General features: G+C 60.5%; 17 protein-coding genes and 1 tRNA gene. 10 read left to right on the plus strand and 8 right to left on the minus strand.

Annotation, left to right across the window (positions count from 1 at the left end):
* Positions 1-34: 34 nt before the first annotated feature.
* Genes ACR0MO_RS06245 through ACR0MO_RS06260 form a run of 4 tightly spaced genes read right to left on the minus strand, consistent with a single transcriptional unit; the run spans position 35 to position 3,936 of the window.
* Entirely contained in the window at positions 35-1,063 is a 1,029-nt protein-coding gene (locus ACR0MO_RS06245) for an ABC transporter substrate-binding protein (RefSeq protein ID WP_170630429.1), read from the minus strand.
* A gap of 53 nt (positions 1,064-1,116) precedes the next feature.
* The gene (locus ACR0MO_RS06250) at positions 1,117-2,031 is read right to left on the minus strand and encodes a sugar phosphate isomerase/epimerase family protein (protein ID WP_480890188.1); all 915 of its coding nucleotides are present in this window, start codon (positions 2,029-2,031) and stop codon (positions 1,117-1,119) included.
* Between the two features lie 10 nt (positions 2,032-2,041).
* Positions 2,042-3,196, minus strand: coding sequence for a Gfo/Idh/MocA family protein (locus ACR0MO_RS06255; RefSeq protein WP_480890191.1), 1,155 nt, complete (start codon positions 3,194-3,196; stop codon positions 2,042-2,044).
* A gap of 11 nt (positions 3,197-3,207) precedes the next feature.
* Positions 3,208-3,936, minus strand: coding sequence for an SDR family oxidoreductase (locus ACR0MO_RS06260; protein ID WP_170621430.1), 729 nt, complete (start codon positions 3,934-3,936; stop codon positions 3,208-3,210).
* A 195-nt stretch (positions 3,937-4,131) separates the two neighbouring features.
* On the opposite strand from ACR0MO_RS06260, the gene ACR0MO_RS06265 reads away from it, so the two are divergent.
* Positions 4,132-5,166, plus strand: coding sequence for a LacI family DNA-binding transcriptional regulator (locus ACR0MO_RS06265; RefSeq protein WP_170621428.1), 1,035 nt, complete (start codon positions 4,132-4,134; stop codon positions 5,164-5,166).
* A gap of 1 nt (position 5,167) precedes the next feature.
* Here ACR0MO_RS06265 and ACR0MO_RS06270 read toward each other — a convergent pair whose 3' ends face one another.
* Complete coding sequence (locus ACR0MO_RS06270; RefSeq protein ID WP_480890193.1) at positions 5,168-5,947, minus strand: oxidoreductase; 780 nt, start codon at positions 5,945-5,947, stop codon at positions 5,168-5,170.
* Positions 5,944-6,981, minus strand: coding sequence for a LacI family DNA-binding transcriptional regulator (locus ACR0MO_RS06275; protein WP_170517394.1), 1,038 nt, complete (start codon positions 6,979-6,981; stop codon positions 5,944-5,946). Before ACR0MO_RS06275 ends, ACR0MO_RS06270 begins: the two co-directional genes overlap by 4 nt.
* A gap of 289 nt (positions 6,982-7,270) precedes the next feature.
* Here ACR0MO_RS06275 and ACR0MO_RS06280 point away from each other — a divergent pair, with 289 nt between their 5' ends.
* From ACR0MO_RS06280 to ACR0MO_RS06290, 3 genes are all read left to right on the plus strand, one after another.
* Complete coding sequence (locus ACR0MO_RS06280) at positions 7,271-8,407, plus strand: fatty acid desaturase family protein (RefSeq protein ID WP_480890196.1); 1,137 nt, start codon at positions 7,271-7,273, stop codon at positions 8,405-8,407.
* A 17-nt stretch (positions 8,408-8,424) separates the two neighbouring features.
* On the plus strand, positions 8,425-8,733 hold the full coding sequence (locus ACR0MO_RS06285; RefSeq protein WP_170451846.1) for a MocE family 2Fe-2S type ferredoxin: 309 nt from the start codon (positions 8,425-8,427) through the stop codon (positions 8,731-8,733).
* Between the two features lie 64 nt (positions 8,734-8,797).
* A complete protein-coding gene (locus ACR0MO_RS06290) occupies positions 8,798-9,862 on the plus strand; it encodes a hypothetical protein (protein ID WP_480890199.1) in 1,065 nt (354 codons plus the stop codon).
* 95 nt (positions 9,863-9,957) lie between these two features.
* Here ACR0MO_RS06290 and ACR0MO_RS06295 read toward each other — a convergent pair whose 3' ends face one another.
* On the minus strand, positions 9,958-11,424 hold the full coding sequence (locus ACR0MO_RS06295; protein ID WP_170621419.1) for a nucleobase:cation symporter-2 family protein: 1,467 nt from the start codon (positions 11,422-11,424) through the stop codon (positions 9,958-9,960).
* 241 nt (positions 11,425-11,665) lie between these two features.
* Positions 11,666-11,755, minus strand: a tRNA-Ser gene (locus ACR0MO_RS06300).
* A 200-nt stretch (positions 11,756-11,955) separates the two neighbouring features.
* Between ACR0MO_RS06300 and ACR0MO_RS06305 the strand changes: the two genes are divergently transcribed.
* Genes ACR0MO_RS06305 through ACR0MO_RS06330 form a run of 6 tightly spaced genes read left to right on the plus strand, consistent with a single transcriptional unit; the run spans position 11,956 to position 17,635 of the window.
* Positions 11,956-13,107, plus strand: a complete 1,152-nt coding sequence (locus ACR0MO_RS06305) for an SPOR domain-containing protein (protein ID WP_170523634.1) — start codon at positions 11,956-11,958, stop codon at positions 13,105-13,107.
* A gap of 16 nt (positions 13,108-13,123) precedes the next feature.
* Positions 13,124-14,290 carry a D-alanyl-D-alanine carboxypeptidase family protein gene (locus ACR0MO_RS06310; protein ID WP_480890202.1) on the plus strand — a complete coding sequence of 389 codons (1,167 nt, stop codon included), beginning with the start codon at positions 13,124-13,126 and terminating at the stop codon, positions 14,288-14,290.
* Positions 14,287-14,913, plus strand: a complete 627-nt coding sequence (tmk, locus tag ACR0MO_RS06315; RefSeq protein ID WP_170451857.1) for a dTMP kinase — start codon at positions 14,287-14,289, stop codon at positions 14,911-14,913. The genes ACR0MO_RS06310 and tmk overlap by 4 nt, the downstream gene beginning before the upstream one ends.
* A gap of 3 nt (positions 14,914-14,916) precedes the next feature.
* Positions 14,917-16,038: a DNA polymerase III subunit delta' gene (locus ACR0MO_RS06320; protein ID WP_480890205.1), complete on the plus strand. Its 1,122-nt coding sequence runs from the start codon at positions 14,917-14,919 to the stop codon at positions 16,036-16,038.
* Complete coding sequence (locus ACR0MO_RS06325) at positions 16,035-16,841, plus strand: TatD family hydrolase (protein ID WP_480890208.1); 807 nt, start codon at positions 16,035-16,037, stop codon at positions 16,839-16,841. The genes ACR0MO_RS06320 and ACR0MO_RS06325 overlap by 4 nt, the downstream gene beginning before the upstream one ends.
* Positions 16,838-17,635: an MBL fold metallo-hydrolase gene (locus ACR0MO_RS06330; protein ID WP_170451864.1), complete on the plus strand. Its 798-nt coding sequence runs from the start codon at positions 16,838-16,840 to the stop codon at positions 17,633-17,635. The genes ACR0MO_RS06325 and ACR0MO_RS06330 overlap by 4 nt, the downstream gene beginning before the upstream one ends.
* Positions 17,636-17,679 lie beyond the last annotated feature (44 nt).

Below are 17,679 nucleotides of genomic sequence, written 5' to 3' on the forward strand. Positions count from 1 at the left end.
GGGCAGGGGGAATTCACACAAGGCCAGACCGCTTTTAGCTGTCGCCCGGCCCTTTGCATTCGATGATCTGTTCCATCGAGTAGTCCGTCCAACCGGGAACCGTGACCGAGACGGGCCATTCGGGATCAAGGTTGGGGTTTTGCGCCGCAGTGATGGTTGCAACGCCGTCATCCGTAGCGTTTTCCCAGAGCACCGGGTCCACCAGAACGGTTTTGTCGTCAGGCGCGTTGCCGTTCAGAATGTCGACGGCCAGAGCGATCCCTGCCCCGCCAACAGATCCGGGATTGGTCACCGCGGCCCCTTGCAGGCCGTCAACTTCGGTCAGGTACTGCACGAACCCGGCATTGTCCGCGCCGACGATGGGCACCAACGGCGCGCCGGATTCCACAAAGGCATCCACGATCACGTTGTCAATTCCGCTGGTCCACACACCGTTGAACGGAATGCCCGTGGCCAGAAAGTCAAACATCTGCTGCTTGCCCTGGTCCTGCTGCCAGCCGGTGAACACCTCGTGCACCACATTGATGCCGTCATATTCGGACAAGGCGCGCTTGAACCCGTTGTCGCGGTCGGTATCGGCAGACACCCCCGCGATGCCGCGCATATAGACGACGTCACCCGAGCCGCCCAATTGCTCGAACAGCCATTTCGCGCCCAGATAGGCGTATTCTTCCTGATTGTTCGACAGGATATACGCGCCATCCGCCGTCACGCCCGCATCCACGGCGACCACGACAATGCCTTTCTCCATCGCCGCATCCAGCGCCGAATTCAAAGCGTCCGGGTTTGACGGGTTCAGAACAATCGCATCCACACCCGCTTCGATCAGGTTGTTGATGTCTTCCAACTGCCCGGCTGAATCCGTGTTGCGATGCGCCACGATCAGGTTCGACACATCCTCTTCGACCAGGGCCTGAGCCCGCATGGCGCAGATCATCTGTTCGCGCCAGCCGTTGCCCTGCACGGTGTTGGACACACCGATCGTGTAATCGGCAGCAAACGCCGCCGGTGTGAACGCCGCAGCAACAGCTATGGCCGCCGCACCTGTGAGTAGCTTTTTCATTGTAGTACCTCCCATTTGAACACTCAGTGATATGTCCGGGGCTTTTCGCCCTTCTATTTGATGAACGGTTGCAGCACGTCGCGTGCCAGCAAGAACCCGCGCTTTACCTTTTCGTCGGTCCCTTCAAACAGCCTGTCCTCATGCTCGATGATGACAGGGCCATCGTATCCAACCCGGTAAAGGCCCGAGAAAAAGTCGGACCAGTCGACATCGCCCAGACCGCAAAGGCGCGGCACCTGCCACCCCATGCCCGCCGACATGATCCCGTGTTCATAAAGCCCGTCGTGATCCACCATCAGGTCCTTGGCGTGGACATGCGCGATATTGGGGCCGAATTCCTTGATGAACCGGGTCTGATCGATGAACTGCCAGATCAGGTGGGACGGGTCGAAATTCATCCCGACATCCTCGCCCCATTCCTCGAAAATCCTGCGCCAGATCTTCGGCGAATAGGCGATGTTATGACCGCCGGGCCATTCATCGTAGCTGAAGATCATCGGGCAGTTTTCAAAGCACAGGCGAACACCCTGCCCACGGGCATGATCGACGATGGGTGAGATAATCTGCTGCGCCCGCGCCCAGTTCTGGTCCACATTCAGGGTTCTGTCGCCGCCGACAAAGGTGTTGACCACCGACAGGCCCATCGTGCCTGCGGCTGTTATTACCTTTTTCAGGTGCTCGATAACCTCATCCCGGTGCGACGCATCGGCGTGCAGTGGGTTGGGGTAATATCCAAGGCCCGAGATTTCGATACCCATTCCGGTCAGCGCATCCACGATCTCCTTGCCCTGCGCGGTTGTCAGCCCATCGACATTGATGTGGCTCGTGCCCGCATAGCGCCGCTTTTCACCGCCGGAGGACGGCCAACATGCGATCTCGAGCGCCGAAAACCCATTGCCAGATGCCCATGTGGCGACGTCCATTAGGTCCGTATCTTCGAATGGCGCGGTCAGCAGTCCAAGTTTCATGTTGCCCCCCTTAAACCTCGTCCAGATCGACCCAGCGATCTTCACGGGCCGATTTCACCACGGCATCGCAGAACCGCATTTCATAATGGCCATCCTCAAACGTCGCCCAGGTGCTGTCCGGCCCGCGCTTGCCCGCGCAGACGTCAGTGTAAACGGCACGGAAGAAGTTGAAGAAACTGTCCGCAAATCCTTCGACATGACCGGGCGGCAAGGTTGCGGCACGGGTACCCGTGGCATTCATCAGCGTGAAATCCCGCATCAATATCTGATTGGCGTCGTCGCGATGCCCGATGAACAGGTGATCCGGCGTTTCGCTGTTCCACGCCGCACTGGCCGCGCTGCCTGCAACATCCCAAACCAATAAGTTCTTGCGCCCGATATTGATCTGAGAGGTGGTCATCACACCCTTCGCGCCGCCCTCGTACCGGATCATGATCGCCGAGGCATCGTCGGTATCGACGGCCACAGTTTCGGTTGTCCCTTCGGCGCTGGAAAATGTCTCAACCGGGCCGGTCGGTCGCTGCCGTTCGGGCAGAAAGGTCGTCAGGTCGGCAAAAACGGATTTGGCTTTCAGCCCTGTGACAAAACTCGTCAGATCAACCCAGTGGGTGCCGATATCCCCGACCGAGCGCAACGCGCCCCCTTTGTCGGCCTGCAACCGCCAGTTCCAGTCCGTTGGCTTTGCCAGCCAGTCCTGATGATAGTGGCCGGTCACAAAGCGGATGCGCCCCAGTTCCCCCTGAGCGACCATTCCATGGGCTTGCTGGTTCAGGGGGTAAAAGCGGATGTTGTAGCATACCGCGCAAACCTTCCCCGACGCGGCGGCCATCTCCACCATCTCAGCCGATTGATGACTGGTCATTGCCAGTGGCTTTTCACAGATCACGTGCTTTCCGGCTTTCAGGATCGCCATGACCTGCGGGAAATGGGCGTGGTTCGGGGACGTGACGTGGACCACATCGACACTGTTATCTGCCAGCAAGGCCTCCAACGAAGGATACGCTTGATGGACCCCAATCTCAGCAGCCCGCGCCGATCCCCGTTCCGCTGACGACCCGAGCACGCCAACAACCTGCACTCCAAGACGGCGCAGGGCCTGCACGTGAACCGTTCCGATAAAGCCGGTTCCAATCACTGCCGCGCGGATGGCCGAGACATCAGACATTATCACCTCCTTCAGACAACCGAGTATCCTCCGTCCACGGGCATGCAGATGCCGGTTACAAATGCGGCTGCGTCCGAGGCCAGGAACAACGCCGCGCCGACGATATCGGCGGGCATTCCCCATCGGGACATCGGCGTTCGCGCCTCGACTGCGTCGACGAATTTCGGATCCTGTCTGGCCCTTGCGGATTGTTCGGTCACGATGAACCCCGGCGCGATGGCGTTCACGCGAATTCCGTCTGCCGCCCATGCGACCGCCAGGGATTTGGTCAATTGCTCGACCCCCGCTTTGGACGAGCCATAGGCCGGGTTTTGCGGTGATCCAAAGCGGGCATACATCGACGCGATATTGATCACCCGACCCTTTCGGGCCAGAAGCGCGGTATGCAACGCCCGCGCGCATCGCATGGTTCCGACCAGATTCACATCCAGCACATGGCTGAAGAATCCGGGCTCCATTTCCTCGCCTCGCCGCGTGATCGCTGCGCAATTCACCAGCACATCCAATTCAAGGCGGTCGCGACCAAATGCTTCGACCGCGTCAGTGTCCACGACGTCGAGCTGGGTATAGGGGAACCGGGCGGCGTCTTCGGGCAGGCACTCTGGCTCGGCCCCTGTGATTTCGACCTCGGCACCGGCGTCTTTGAACGCGCGGGCAATGGCTGCCCCAATGCCACCCCGGCTGGCACCGATCACGGCGACCTGCGCGCCGGAGAAGTCGAACCGGGCAGCGGCAGTCAAACCGCCACCCCGGTCCACAGGTCGTCTTTGCCAGCTTTGGCGGCACGGATCATTGCATTCCCCCGATTGCGAATTAAACACCTGCAAACGATTACATTTGCAGAAATTCGCCCTTTTCAATCCTTGAAATCGATTACATAATCGACAGTGTCAGGGATTCGAGTCAACCGAAATCTCACTTTGCAACCAGGACCCATGATCCAGAAACCCGCAACCATCCAAGATGTCGCCCGCGCCGCCAGGGTGTCCACGGCCACCGTCAGCCGGGTTCTGTCCAACCCTGATGTCGTCAAGAAATCCACCAAAGATGCGGTCATGCAGGCGATCCAGAGCACGGGCTACAGGGCAAACCAGGCGGCCAGAAACCTCAGGATGCAGCGCGCGAATGCGGTTCTGGTCCTTGTCCCGAATTTGGGCAAACCCTTCTATTCCGGCATTCTGGCGGGCATCAGCGAGGCGTTTTCCGGCACCGGTTATGCAGTTCTGATTACGGATACGGAAAGCAATCCGATCCACGATTCTACTCTGGCCGAGTATTTCCTGGACGGGCGTATCGACGGCGCGATTTCGCTGGATGGTCAGTTGTCGGACACAGTGCTGAACAGGTGCATTCAGGCCGGAGCCCGAGACAAAATTGTGTTCTTGTGCGAATGGGTCGAAGACCAGTCTTTTCCGGTGGTCAAAAGCGACAATGTCGAGGGGGCCCGGCTGGCAATCCGCCATCTGCACAACCTCGGCCACGAAAAAATCGCTCATGTCACCGGGCCGCAGGGCAATGTTCTGACAAGCGCACGTCGAGAGGGTATGGTGTCTGAGCGCGCACGTCTTGGCCTGCCTGCCCCGACCGAGTGGATCATTCGCGGTGATTTCTCGCTCGAATCCGGACACGAGGCCGCCGCGCGCATTCTGGCGATGGACGACAGGCCCACAGCTGTATTCTGCTCGGCCGATATGGTGGCATTTGGGCTGATCGCCGGGCTTCAGGCTGGTGGTGTTCGGGTGCCCGAGGATATGTCTGTTGTGGGTTTCGACGACATCGAGATGTCGGAATATTATGTGCCCGCACTGACCACGATCCGTCAGAACCGGCACTTTTTGGGTCAACGGGCCGCAAAACTTCTGCTTGATCGGCTCTCGTCGGGGCTTGGCGCAAATGAACCGGAAGCCCCGGTTCCTGTTGAACTGATCGAACGGGCCAGCACCGCGCCGCCCAAAACAGGCGGTAGGTAACCTAGCGCGGCGCGCCCAGAACCGACTGTTCAAGATCGACACATACGCCGGTCATCGGAAATGATTCAGGGCTTAGTAGGAATACGGCCAACCGAGCCGCTTCGTCGGGCATCAGCAACCGGCCCAGCGGAAGCCCCTGCCCTGCCTGCTCTGCCCAATCCTGCGCTTGGCCCAAAGCACCGGTTTGCGTTTCATGCTCGGACTCAGTCAGCGCCCAACCCAGATTGATCCCGTTTACGCGAATACCATCGTGCAGATGCGCGTTGGCCGCATTCTTGGTCAATGTCTGCAACGCCCCTTTCGACGCCGCATAGATTGCCAGATCCGCCGCGCCGCAATGGGCATTCATGGATTGAATGTTCATGATCCCTCCGCCAGACCCACGCGCTTGCATGTCCCGGATCGCTTCCCCCATCAGCAGAAAAGGCGCGCGGGCGTTGACCGAAAAAATCTTGTCGAAATCCTGCGCTGTTCCGTCAAGAAAACTGGCGCGGTTCGTTAGTCCCGCAGCGTTCACAAGGCCATCAATCCGACCAAAAGCGGCCCGCGCTGCCGCCGCGACATCCGCACAAGCGCCAGCTTCGGCAAGATCCGCGACAAAGGTCTGGGTCCGGGCGACGCCCGACAATTCCGCTGCAAGGCTTAGCAAACCGGCCTGATCTCTGTCCGTCGCCAAAATCTGGCGAACGCCCTGCGCAGCGGCCCGGCACGCGATTGCCCGCCCGATGCCTTTAGCGGCTCCGGTGACGACAAGCGCCATATCTTGCAGCGGGATACTCATGCCGGCACCCGACCGGCTGGAATATTTTCCCTCAGAATGATCCTCGGCTCGATATGCTCCATCGGCAATTGGACAGGCCCCGACGCAATTGCCCCAAGCAGACGAATGACAGCTTGTTCCCCGATAAGATGAGCGTTCTGGTCGATCACCGCATGAATCAACCCTTCGGCCAACCAGCGCCGCGTGTCCTCTGTCAGGTCGTGCATGACGACAAGGGGCCGTTCGGCTTGCGGGATGGTTTCAAGCGCCTGCACCAGACCCTTCCGCCCCGCCCCCACGCAATAGACCCCAACCACACGCGCGCCGGAACGATAAAGCCGTGTCAATTCGCGATACAAACGCTCTCCATTCTCACCGGTCTCGACTGATGGCAAAGCGGTAAGCGTCGGGTAATATGCGGACAGGCAGGACCGAAACCCCAATTCCCGCTCGCTGTGTCCGTGATACGCATGCGTTCCAAAGAAGACCGCAACATCTCCGGCGCGGTCGCTGGCAGACATACCCAGTATCTGAGCCGCCGTGCGCCCGGCGACCATGTTGTTAACGCCGACATACCCTGAGCGCGGCGTTGCCAGCACATCCGACGCTAAAGTGACCACACGAATACCGGATTCACACATCCGCCGCAGGGCATCCCGGCTGCGCGGGTCGTCTGTTGCCACGACACCGATCCCGTCGGTATCTGGCGGCAGGTTGTCCAAAGCCTCGATCAGCGGGTCCGGGCCTATGCCGTCCAGCACCTGTATTCTGCAACTTTCGACCAAGGGCTGAGCGTCCGAGAACCGCGTGATGGCCCCGGCCATATCCTGTAGGAACGTATTGCCGCCAGTCGGGATGAGAAAGCTGAGCCGCGCAGGTCGCGAGGGCAGCGCCAGAATACCCTCGGACGGGAGATACCCTAAAAGCCGGGCCGCCCGCATCACACGCTGCCGGTTGGCGGCGCTGACGCCCTTGCGCCCGTTCAGCGCCCGGTCGACGGTCGCCGTCGAGACCCCGGCCCGTTTGGATATGTCAGCAATTGTGGCGCGCGTCATGCGCTTGCAGACCTCAATCGATTGCTTTGTCGCGGACCATACTGGCACGATAAAAGCCGCTCGTCTTGTTTTGAGGCATCAAATTACATCATTTTAGCGGTCTTGTTTTTCTAAATTACGCCTCTGCTGAGCCCAAACGCGATATGACCCGAAAATAGCTGATGTAATCTGATGGCCATGGCACTTGATGCGACAGGGTGATGTGCCAAAGCTGTCAGTGGACCGGACAGGCCGTCTGATCACTCAACACGGCCTGCGATTGGTAGAACCATAACGACGGCGTAAACCGATGACCGACACGCTTCAACATGGGCCCTTGCCCGAAACAGTTCGGGATTATTCCCTGACTGGCGAGACCGGCAAAAAAGCGCAGGAGATCGGGCTTGCGGCAGCAGAGTGGTATCACAGCACCGTCCCCCGCAAGACGATGAAATCCCTCATGAAACGCCGCGACGGCCCTGCCTTGCGCGACACCGCATTGTGGGTTGGGCTTCACATTTTGCTCGCCGCCGGGGGCATCTTCTTCTGGGGAAGCTGGCTTTCGGTCCCGTTCTGGCTGGCCTATGGCGTGGTCTATGGCTCGGCCTGCGACAGCCGTTGGCACGAGTGCGGTCATGGGACGGCCTTTCGAACGCGCTGGATGAACGATGTTGTGTATCACATCGCATCCTTTCAGATCATGAGGAACCCTGTGAACTGGCGGTGGAGCCACGCGCGTCATCACACCGATACGCTGATCGTGGGCCGCGATCCGGAAATCGCCTGGATGCATCCGATCAACCTGATGCTGAAGGCACTGGCGTTTGTCGGCATATACGACACCTGGCTGTCACTCAAGGTCCTGTTCCGCAATGCGCTGGGGTATTTGTCGCCGGACGAGAAGGACTACATCCCGCAATCCGAATGGCCAAAGGCCGTGTTCTGGGCGCGGATCCATATGCTCATCTACGCGGTCGTGTTGCTGGTATCCGCGTTCATGCTGGCAAACGGCATGGGCTGGAAATCGACAATCCCCATCCTGCTGATCGGAGGGCCGCGCGTTTACGGGTGCTGGCATTTCGTCATGACCGGCCTGTTGCAACATGGCGGCTTGCCCGAGGACGTCATTGACCACCGGCTGAATTCCCGCACGGTCTACATGAACCCGATCAGCCGCTGGCTGTATTGGAACATGAACTATCATGTAGAACACCACATGTTCCCGATGGTGCCCTATTACGCGCTTCCTGCCCTGCACGAGGAAATCAAAGATGACCTTCCCGCGCCCAACACCTCAATCCGGGACGCCTACAAAGAGATGATGGGGGCCGTGATGCGTCAACGCTCTGACCCCGGCTATGCGTTAAGGAAAACGCTGCCGCAAACGGCGCAGCCCTACAAGGAACATCTGCATTCCCATGTGCCAGACCGGAGCAGTGACGATTAAAAAGGTAGGAGCCCAACATGCCCTGGGTCGAAGCAATCGCCATTGATGACGTTGAAGAAGAGGATGTCATTCGCTGGGACCACGTCGGTCGAACTTTTGCAATTGTCCGTGGCCCGGACGGAGATTTCTTTTGCACAGACGGTTTATGCACTCATGAACAGGTTCATCTGGCCGATGGCCTGGTGATGGATTACGAGATCGAGTGCCCCAAACATAACGGGATTTTCGATTACCGTTCGGGCCAAGCCTTGCGCGCCCCTGCCTGTGCAAAACTTGGAACTTATGAGACGAAGATTGAAGGTGGCAGAGTTTTCGTTTTGGTTTGAAGAATAATCTCACCGGACGCGCAGCCCTCAAGACGAACAGCGCCCAAAACCACAAGGCGGTCCCATGTCCGAAGACACGATCAACCTGAATGCAGATGGCATCCGACTGTCGTTCGACACCAGCATCGGCATGATCAAAAGCTTCACGGTGATGGACGGCGACGCTGGGATATCCCCGTTGCACCGCGCGCCTTGGGTCGGAATGGACGAGGCCCTTCCCGATGGGCTAGCGCCCCATCTATACAAGCTGGGAGGAGATTTTTTCTGCGCACCGTTTGGGCAAGAAAAAGACGGGGCACCCCTGCATGGTTGGCCTGCAAACGCATGCTGGTCGATCATTGATCTGTCGCCGGACCAATTGTCAGCCCGGTTGGATCACCGCGTCAACGATGCGGAAGTCATCAAAGAGCTTTCACTGCGCCCGGATCACCCCTTTGTTTATCAAAAACATACGCTTGTGGGCGGGTCCGGGTCGGTCCCGGTGGCCAATCATGCGAATATCTCTCTGCCAAATGGTGGCTTTATCCGGACCTCTGCCAAATCCCGCTGGATGACGCCTGCGACACCACAGGAAACCGACCCGAAACGCGGCAGGTCGGGCTTGGTCTACCCTGCGTCCAGTGACGATCCAACGCGTTTCCCGTCGCAGGACGGCACCACAGATTTGACGCGCTATCCCTGGTTCCAAAGACATGAGGATTTTGTTGCCGGTCTCGATGCACCCGGTGGCGGGTTGGGCTGGACAGCCGTCACCAGACCGATCGAGGGTGATCTGTTCCTTTCGCTCAAGCGTTCTGAATACCTGCCCATGACGATGCTGTGGCACTCGAACGGAGGGCGGGATTATCCGCCGTGGTCGGGCCGTCATTTTGGCTGCCTGGGCATCGAAGAAGGCGCGGCCGGGCATGTTTTGGGACCTGATCGCGAAAAGGCACTGTCCGGGCCCGGTGCTTTGCAGCTATCTCCGGCCCGCTCTGCCGTTGTTAAACACGTGATCGGCGCAATTGCCTGGCCTGCGGGTTCTCCGGTTCACTCCATAAGCTTGCATGATGACGGGCTGGAGGTTTTGGCGGATTGCGGAACACGCAAACGCATCAGCTTCGACACCGAATTCTTGCAGGGTTCCTAACACCCAAACGTCGCAGTCCCCGCGCCTTGTCTGAGCAGGATTGGGCGACAGCCGGTTCCCTGACAGGAACAAAGCCATCGCCCGCCGGTCAAATGTCAGGCGTGATCGTCTTTCACCAACTCGCCGCGACCATGTCCTGACATACCGCCAGAAACCTCCTCGGTCGCTTCATCCGCCAATGTCTCTGGCAGGATCAGGTTCAGGACAATGGCGATCAGGGCCGCAGGTAAGATCCCCGACGCACCCAGAACTCGCAGCGTATCCGGCAGGTGCTGCAGCGCGTTGGCCGAACCCGGCGCGACATTCATGACCTCTAGCTGAAGCCCAAGGCCAATCGACAGCGAGACCGCGAAGATCACCATGTTCCGACGGTTCCAGACCACATCGGACAGCATCGAAACACCGGCGGCGACAACCATCCCGAACATGACGATGACCCCGCCGCCCAGCACTTCGATCGGGACGGTGCGAATGATGCCACCGACTTTCGGGACCAATCCGCAGATGATCAGGAATATGGCTCCGATGGTCACGACATGTCGGCTCATCAACCCGGTCATCGCAATCAGGCCCACGTTCTGGCTGAACGAGGTGTTGGGAAACCCGCCGAAGATACCGGCAATGGCGGTGCCGAAACCATCGGCAAAGGTCGCGCCCTGAATCTCCTTATCCGTCGCTTCGCGGCCCGCCCCACCTTTCGTGATCCCGGAGACGTCACCAACGGTTTCAACCGCTGAAACAAAGGCCATAAGGCAAAAGCCGATCACAGCGGCCAGAGAGAACTCGAACCCATACTTGAATGGCTGTGGCAGCGCGAAAGCCGCAGACCGTTCCCACGAACCCGAAATCGCCTCGAGCGGCAGCTTCCCGACGAGGATGCAATAGACATATCCGACAAGAATGCCGATCAGCACAGCCGAGACAGACAGCATCCCGCGGGCAAAGAACTTCAGCCCCAATGTGACAAACACAACGATCAGCGCCGGGGCCCAGCTGGACAATGAGCCGTAGGTTTCAGACCCCGAAGCCTTGGCCGGAACACCACCGGCGGCGTATTCGATGCCGACTTTCACCAATGCAAGCCCGATCATTGTCACGACAAGACCTGTGACCAAAGGCGGCAGGGCAAAGCGGATTCTGCCGATCACAGTACCCAGCAAGGCATGGAAAAGGCCGCCGATTATGACGCCTCCGAACAAGGCGGCCAGACCGTCGACGCCCTTTCCGGCGACCAGCGGTATCATGATCGGGATAAAGGCAAAGGACGTCCCCTGCACGATGGGCAAGGCCGCCCCGACCGGGCCGATGGTGACCGTCTGCAACAGCGTAGCAACGCCTGCAAACAGCATCGACATCTGGATCAGGTACAGCAGTTCCGGGAAATCCGGACTGTTCGAGCCAAAGCCAAAACCGGCGGCCCCGGCAACGATAATCGCTGGCGTGACGTTCGAGACAAACATGGCCAGCACATGCTGAATGCCCAACGGCACGGCACGATATATGGCAGGAAAATAGTTCGGATCACGAAGTTGCTCTGGCGTTCCGATAGATGAAGCAGTCATGGAGTCCCTCGCGTTGCGCCCCTGTTGCAGACTTTGCCGGGGTGTTGGCGCGCACGCTGTGACCTGCGTTCGACTCAGCGGCTTTGGACCTATTGGCCTTCTCTGTGCCTTGACCTCCACAAAGTGGAGTTAGGTTAGTGCAGAAAAGCGCGAGGGATTATCAAAAATACCCGAAAGGTGCTGTGCTGACGTGGGGGGCCGTAGGGCGGAATGCCCAAACAGTACGATACGGATTTTGGAGTGGCGGGGAGACAGGGATTCGAACCCTGGGAACGCTCTCACGTTCAACGGTTTTCAAGACCGCCGCATTCGACCACTCTGCCACCTCCCCGTCGAAGGCAGGGTCTAAGGCCAACTGAAATCAGAGGCAAGTCGAAATCGGGAAATCTTGCCGAAGCCTGCGCAGCAGTCTTTCCATGACACCTCGCCCGCGTTATGCTCTGGCGGTAAGACCGTAGCAGGCTGGCGCGCAGAACCGGCCCTGCGGCGGGGCTCGGAAAAACGAGGCCCTTTCAGGCAAGGGATGAAAAGATGAAGCGAGCAACACAGACACGCGCAAGATCGCGAGGACTGGCTGTTTTGGCTGTGACTTTGACCGTTTTGTCCGGGTGTGAGGAAGTTTTACAATCACAGAACGCGTCTGAAGATGGCGCAAAATCCGGGGACGACTCGAAGATCGAGTTGCTGCCTCAGGTCACCAGCGCCTCGCAACGTGATGTCGAGGCGCCGGATGTGTTTTCCGTCACCGAGGCAGGTTTGTGGGACGGGCGTCCATCGCTGGGCGGTATCTGGGTCGCACATCCTGACGTCAAGCAGCCCGAACGCGTGCTGATCAAGAACACCGCCAACAACAAAACCATCACCGGCGCGCTGTTCCGGCGGGAACGCAATTTGCCGGGTCCGGCGCTGCAGGTATCCTCGGCGGCAGCAGAGGAATTGGGAATGCTGGCCGGTGCCCCAACCCGCGTCAGTGTCGTTGCCCTGCGCCGCGAAGAGGTCGAACAGAAGCCACCTGCCGAGGAACCCGCCCCCGAAGCGGAAACAACCAGTGACGAGGCCGAGGTCGCGGCAGCCGAAACCGCGCCGGATACCGCGGCCGAGGAAAAGCCCGCCAAGCGGAAATGGTGGCAACGTAAGGAACCCGCAGCCGCGGCAGGCGCAGCCGGTGCCGCCGCCGCAGCAGCAGGGTCCGCAGCTGAGGACGCGGCAGAGACGGCGGTCGATGCCGCTGCACCGGAAGCCAGTGCAGCCGCCGCGCCGGGCCTGTCCGATGCTCCGGTCGCGCCGCCGCCCGAAAAGCCAGCCAAGCGCAAGTGGTGGCAAAAGAAGCAGCCAGACGAAATCACCCAGACGCCGCTGGACCCGATCGAAGGCGCAGCCGCCGCGATTGAAGCAGCCGAACCTACACCGGCAGCCGCTGCGGCGGCCACGGCGGCGGCCCCCTCGAACCTGTCGAAACCCTTCGTTCAGGTCGGCACGTTCAGCGTCGAGGCCAATGCCAAGTCCGCAGCGGACAAGGTTCGCAAGAACGGCATGACCGCCGACGTGCGCGAACTGAAAACCGAAGACAAAACGGTCTGGCGGGTTCTGGTCGGCCCCGCCGCGACCCGCGCGGAACGCAAGGCTATCCAGAGCGACGTGAAGGCCTTGGGCTTTACCGACGCGTTCACCGTGTCCAACTGATAACAGGAGGCGCCCCGTGCTATCCGCATTGCGAACATCCGTATTCACCCTTGGGCTGGCCGTTCTGGCCCTGCCCGCGCACGCGTTCGATACCTCGGCGCGCGCGGCTTATGTGATGGACCAGACGACCGGGACGGTTCTGCTGTCGAAAGACGCCGATCAACCCTTGCCTCCGGCGTCGATGTCAAAATTGATGACGCTGTATGTCGCGTTCGAAGCGCTGCGCGACGGGCGGTTGACCCTGCAGGAAACCCTGCCGGTTTCCCAACATGCAATGAGCTATGGCGGCTCGACCATGTTCCTGAACACGCAGGATCGCGTAACGGTCGAGGACCTGCTGCGCGGGATCATCGTGCTTTCGGGCAATGACGCCTGTGTGGTGATCGCCGAAGCGCTCAGCCCCGATGGCACCGAGGCGGGGTTTGCCCGCTACATGACCCAGCGCGCCAAGCAAATCGGTATGGACAATTCGAACTTTGCCAACTCGAACGGCTGGCCCGCTGCCGGGCATATGATGTCGGTGCATGATCTGGCGGTTCTGGCCGACAGGCTGATCACGGATTTCCCGGAATACTACCCCCTGTTCGCCGAAGAAGAGTTTGAATTTGACGGGCGCGCACCGTCCAACAAACGCAACCGGAACCCCCTGCTGCGGCTGGACATCGGGGCCGACGGGCTGAAAACCGGCCACACGCAAGAGGCGGGCTATGGCCTTGTCGGCTCGGCCAAACAGGGCGACCGCCGGGTGATTTTCGTGCTATCGGGTCTCGACAGTACCGCGCAGCGGGCAGAGGAGGCTGAGGCCGTGGTTAACTGGTCGTTTCGAAATTTTGTCGAGAGGACAGTTGCCACCGAAGAAGCGCCGATAGCCGAAGCCAAGCTGTGGATGGGCGAAAAAAAGACCGTGGGTCTGGTGCCCGTGGGTGATCTGAACGTGTTGTTCCCCGTTCTGGGTGCGCAAGATGTCGAGGCCGAGGTGGTCTATGAGGGCCCGATCAATGCGCCCGTCACCAAGGGCCAGCAACTGGCCGAACTGGTGATCAAACCCGAAGGTCTGCCCGAAATCCGCCGCCCTCTGGTCGCGGCCGAAGATGTACCGCTGGGCGGGTTCGTGGTGCGCATGATGACAGTGGGCGGCATTGTCCTGAAAGACGTGATCAATAACCCGCTGGAGTCGATGTGACGCAACGCGGGTTATTCCTGACCTTTGAAGGCATAGACGGATCAGGCAAATCAACTCAGGCCCGGATGCTGGCCGAGTATCTGCGCGACGATGGCCATCAGGTGGTGTTGACGCGTGAACCCGGCGGCTCGCCGGGGGCCGAGGAAATCCGTCGGCTGGTGCTGGAAGGCGACCCCGATCGCTGGTCGGCGGAAACCGAGTTGTTGCTGTTCACCGCCGCCCGCCGCGACCATCTGGAGCGGACCATCGAACCGGCTCTGGCCGATGGCATGGTGGTGATCTGCGACCGTTTTGCCGACAGCACACGCATGTATCAGGGCCTGTCGCGCGGCAATCTGCGCGGGCTGGTGGATCAGTTGCATGATCTGATGATCGGGCGCGAACCGGACATGACCCTGTTAATCGACATGGACCCGGACACCGGCCTGTCGCGTGCCAAAGGCCGTCAAGGCACCGAGGAACGGTTCGAAGATTTCGGCCCGGCCCTGCAAAAACAGATGCGCGCCGGGTTTCTGGCTTTGGCGGATGAATTCTCTGACCGGTTCCGCGTCGTCGATGGCAATCGCGACATGGACAGCGTCGCACAGGATGTGAGAGATATCGTCGAGGCAGCCCTGCGATAGACGATGAGCGACGACACCCCAACCCCAGATCAGGCGCCCGGCGCGCCGCATCCGCGTGAAACCGCCCGCCTGTTCGGGCAGGACGCGGCGGAACAGGCGTTTCTGACCGCCTACACCTCGGACCGGCTGCATCACGGCTGGCTTCTGACCGGCCCCCGCGGGGTTGGGAAGGCGACGTTGGCCTGGCGGATCGCGCGGTTCCTGCTGGCAACGCCCCCTGCTGATGACGGTGGGCTTTTTGGCGCGCCTCCGCCCCCTGAAACACTGGATATTGATCTGGATCACCCGGTCTCGCACCGTATCATGGCGGGGGCAGAGCCCGGTTTGGCGGCCATCACACGCTCGCTAAACGATCAGGGGCGGTTGCGCGGTGAGATTGTGGTGGATGACATTCGTAAGCTGGGCAAGTTCTTCGGCCTGTCCTCGGCGGATGGCGGTCGGCGTGTGGTCATCGTGGATTCAGCAGATGAGATGAATGTCAGCGCCGCAAATGCGCTGTTGAAAATGCTTGAGGAACCGCCCGCGCGAACCACGCTGCTTCTGATCTCGCACCAACCCTCGCGCCTGTTGCCGACGATACGGTCGCGCTGTCGGACCCTGCGCTTGTCGCCGCTGGGGCCCGAGGACATGCAGGCCGCATTGGCGCAGACCGGGGCAGAACTGCCTGCGCAGCCGGATCATCTGGCCGCGCTGGCTGCCGGGTCGGTCGGTGATGCGGTGCGCCTGATCAATCTGGGCGGGTTGGAGATTTACGCCGAATTGATCGCCATTCTTGGCACCCTGCCCCGCATGGATCGCCAACGCGCGCTGGCACTTGCCGAAGCCGCCGCCCAGCGCGGCGCAGCAGAGCGGTTCGAATTGCTGCTGACTTTGATTGACGTCGCCCTGTCCCGCCTTGCCTTGACCGGCGCCACCGGCACCCCACCCGCGCCCGAAGCCGCCCCGAACGAGGCCGCAACGCTCGCGCGCCTGTCGGCCTCGCCCGATCAGGCGCGGCGCTGGGCCGAGGTTGCCGCTACAATCACAGCCCGTGCACGCCATGGTCAGGCGGTGAACCTTGACCCTGCCGCTTTGGTTCTAGATACGGTGTTCAAGATACAGGAAACCGCCGGTCAGAGCAGATGAGCGACACCCCCCAAATCACCGACAGCCATTGCCATCTGGACTTCCCCGATTTCGAGGGGCAACTGGACCAGATCATCGCCAACGCCGCCGAGGCAGGCGTGACCCGCATGGTCACGATCTGCACCCGTTTGCGCAACGAGCCTTCCGTCCGCGCCATCGCCGAGGCCCACGCTCCGGTTTTCTACGCCGCGGGCACCCACCCGATGAGTGCCGCAGACGAGCCAATGGCAACGGTCGATGAGCTGGTCGCTTTGGCGCAACACCCGAAATTCGTGGGCATCGGTGAATCCGGACTGGATTACCATTACACCGCCGACAGCGCCGAGGTGCAGAAACAATCGCTGCGCATCCATATCGAAGCCGCCCAGCGCACCGGCCTGCCCCTGATCATCCACGCCCGCGCCGCCGATGACGACATGGCCCGCATTCTGGCCGAGGAATACCGCAACGCGCCCTATTCCTGCGTCATGCATTGCTTCTCGTCCTCCGCCGAGCTGGCCAAGGCTGCTCTGGATTTGGGGTTCTACCTGTCCATGTCCGGCATAGCTGCCTTCCCCAAAAGTCAGGGGTTGCGCGACATCTTCGCCGCCGCGCCCGTGGACCGCATTCTGGTCGAAACCGACGCGCCCTATCTGGCCCCGCCGCCCTATCGCGGCAAACGCAATGAGCCTGCCTATACTGCGCACACCGCCCGCAAAGGGGCCGAGGTGTTCGGCATGGATTACGCCGTATTCGCCGCGCAAACGCAGGCCAATTTCGACCGCCTGTTCTCGAAGGCCGCTTTGTACAAGGCCGCTGCATGAACCAGCTGCGGTGCACCATTCTGGGCTGCGGGTCCTCTGGCGGCGTGCCGCGCCTTGGCGGGCAATGGGGTGACTGCGACCCAACGAACCCGCGCAATATCCGCCGCCGCTGCTCGATGCTGGTGGAGCGGGACGGGCCAGATGGCACCACATCGGTCCTGATCGACACAACGCCGGACATGCGCAGCCAGTTGCTGGATACCGGCACCGGTCGGTTGGACGGGGTGGTCTATACCCACTCTCACGCTGACCACGTGCATGGCATCGACGATCTGAGGATGATTGTCTTCAACATGAAATCCCGCGTGCCGGTCTGGGCTGATGGCGATACGCAGAACGCACTGCTTGGGCGGTTTGGATATGCGTTTATCCAACCCGAAGGCTCACCCTACCCTCCGATTCTGGATCTGAAATCCATTGACGGCGCTTTCGAAGTTGACGGACCCGGTGGCCCGATCCCCTTTCAACCGTTCAAGGTCAATCACGGCTCGATCGACGCGCTGGGATTTCGCATGGGCAACCTTGCCTACCTTCCCGACGTGGCCGAGGTCTACGACGACGCGTGGCCTGCGATGGAGGGGCTGGATTGCCTTGTCATCGACGCCCTGCGCCGCACGCCGCACCCGACCCATGCGCATCTGGAAAAGACGCTGGGCTGGATTGAAAAGCTGCAACCGAAACAGGCGGTACTGACCAATATGCATATCGATCTTGACTATGCGACCGTCGAGGCCGAGACCGCCGACCACATCACCCCCGCCTATGACGGGATGGTGATCCATCAGGCGCTGTAAGGCCCTGCCCCGCGCAATCCGGATACCGCCAGGCCGGGGGGCGA

Source organism: Ruegeria sp. K5 (genome assembly GCF_056531805.1).

What these genes read in the sequence shown, in the direction of transcription:
- ACR0MO_RS06245 (WP_170630429.1), bottom strand. Translation starts at nt 1,063, where the DNA reads ATGAAAAAGCTACTCACAGGTGCGGCGGCCATAGCTGTTGCTGCGGCG.
- ACR0MO_RS06250 (WP_480890188.1), bottom strand. Translation starts at nt 2,031, where the DNA reads ATGAAACTTGGACTGCTGACCGCGCCATTCGAAGATACGGACCTAATG.
- ACR0MO_RS06255 (WP_480890191.1), bottom strand. Translation starts at nt 3,196, where the DNA reads ATGTCTGATGTCTCGGCCATCCGCGCGGCAGTGATTGGAACCGGCTTT.
- ACR0MO_RS06265 (WP_170621428.1), top strand. Translation starts at nt 4,132, where the DNA reads ATGATCCAGAAACCCGCAACCATCCAAGATGTCGCCCGCGCCGCCAGG.
- ACR0MO_RS06270 (WP_480890193.1), bottom strand. Translation starts at nt 5,947, where the DNA reads ATGAGTATCCCGCTGCAAGATATGGCGCTTGTCGTCACCGGAGCCGCT.
- ACR0MO_RS06275 (WP_170517394.1), bottom strand. Translation starts at nt 6,981, where the DNA reads ATGACGCGCGCCACAATTGCTGACATATCCAAACGGGCCGGGGTCTCG.
- ACR0MO_RS06280 (WP_480890196.1), top strand. Translation starts at nt 7,271, where the DNA reads ATGACCGACACGCTTCAACATGGGCCCTTGCCCGAAACAGTTCGGGAT.
- ACR0MO_RS06285 (WP_170451846.1), top strand. Translation starts at nt 8,425, where the DNA reads ATGCCCTGGGTCGAAGCAATCGCCATTGATGACGTTGAAGAAGAGGAT.
- ACR0MO_RS06290 (WP_480890199.1), top strand. Translation starts at nt 8,798, where the DNA reads ATGTCCGAAGACACGATCAACCTGAATGCAGATGGCATCCGACTGTCG.
- ACR0MO_RS06295 (WP_170621419.1), bottom strand. Translation starts at nt 11,424, where the DNA reads ATGACTGCTTCATCTATCGGAACGCCAGAGCAACTTCGTGATCCGAAC.
- ACR0MO_RS06305 (WP_170523634.1), top strand. Translation starts at nt 11,956, where the DNA reads ATGAAGCGAGCAACACAGACACGCGCAAGATCGCGAGGACTGGCTGTT.
- ACR0MO_RS06320 (WP_480890205.1), top strand. Translation starts at nt 14,917, where the DNA reads ATGAGCGACGACACCCCAACCCCAGATCAGGCGCCCGGCGCGCCGCAT.
- ACR0MO_RS06325 (WP_480890208.1), top strand. Translation starts at nt 16,035, where the DNA reads ATGAGCGACACCCCCCAAATCACCGACAGCCATTGCCATCTGGACTTC.
- ACR0MO_RS06330 (WP_170451864.1), top strand. Translation starts at nt 16,838, where the DNA reads ATGAACCAGCTGCGGTGCACCATTCTGGGCTGCGGGTCCTCTGGCGGC.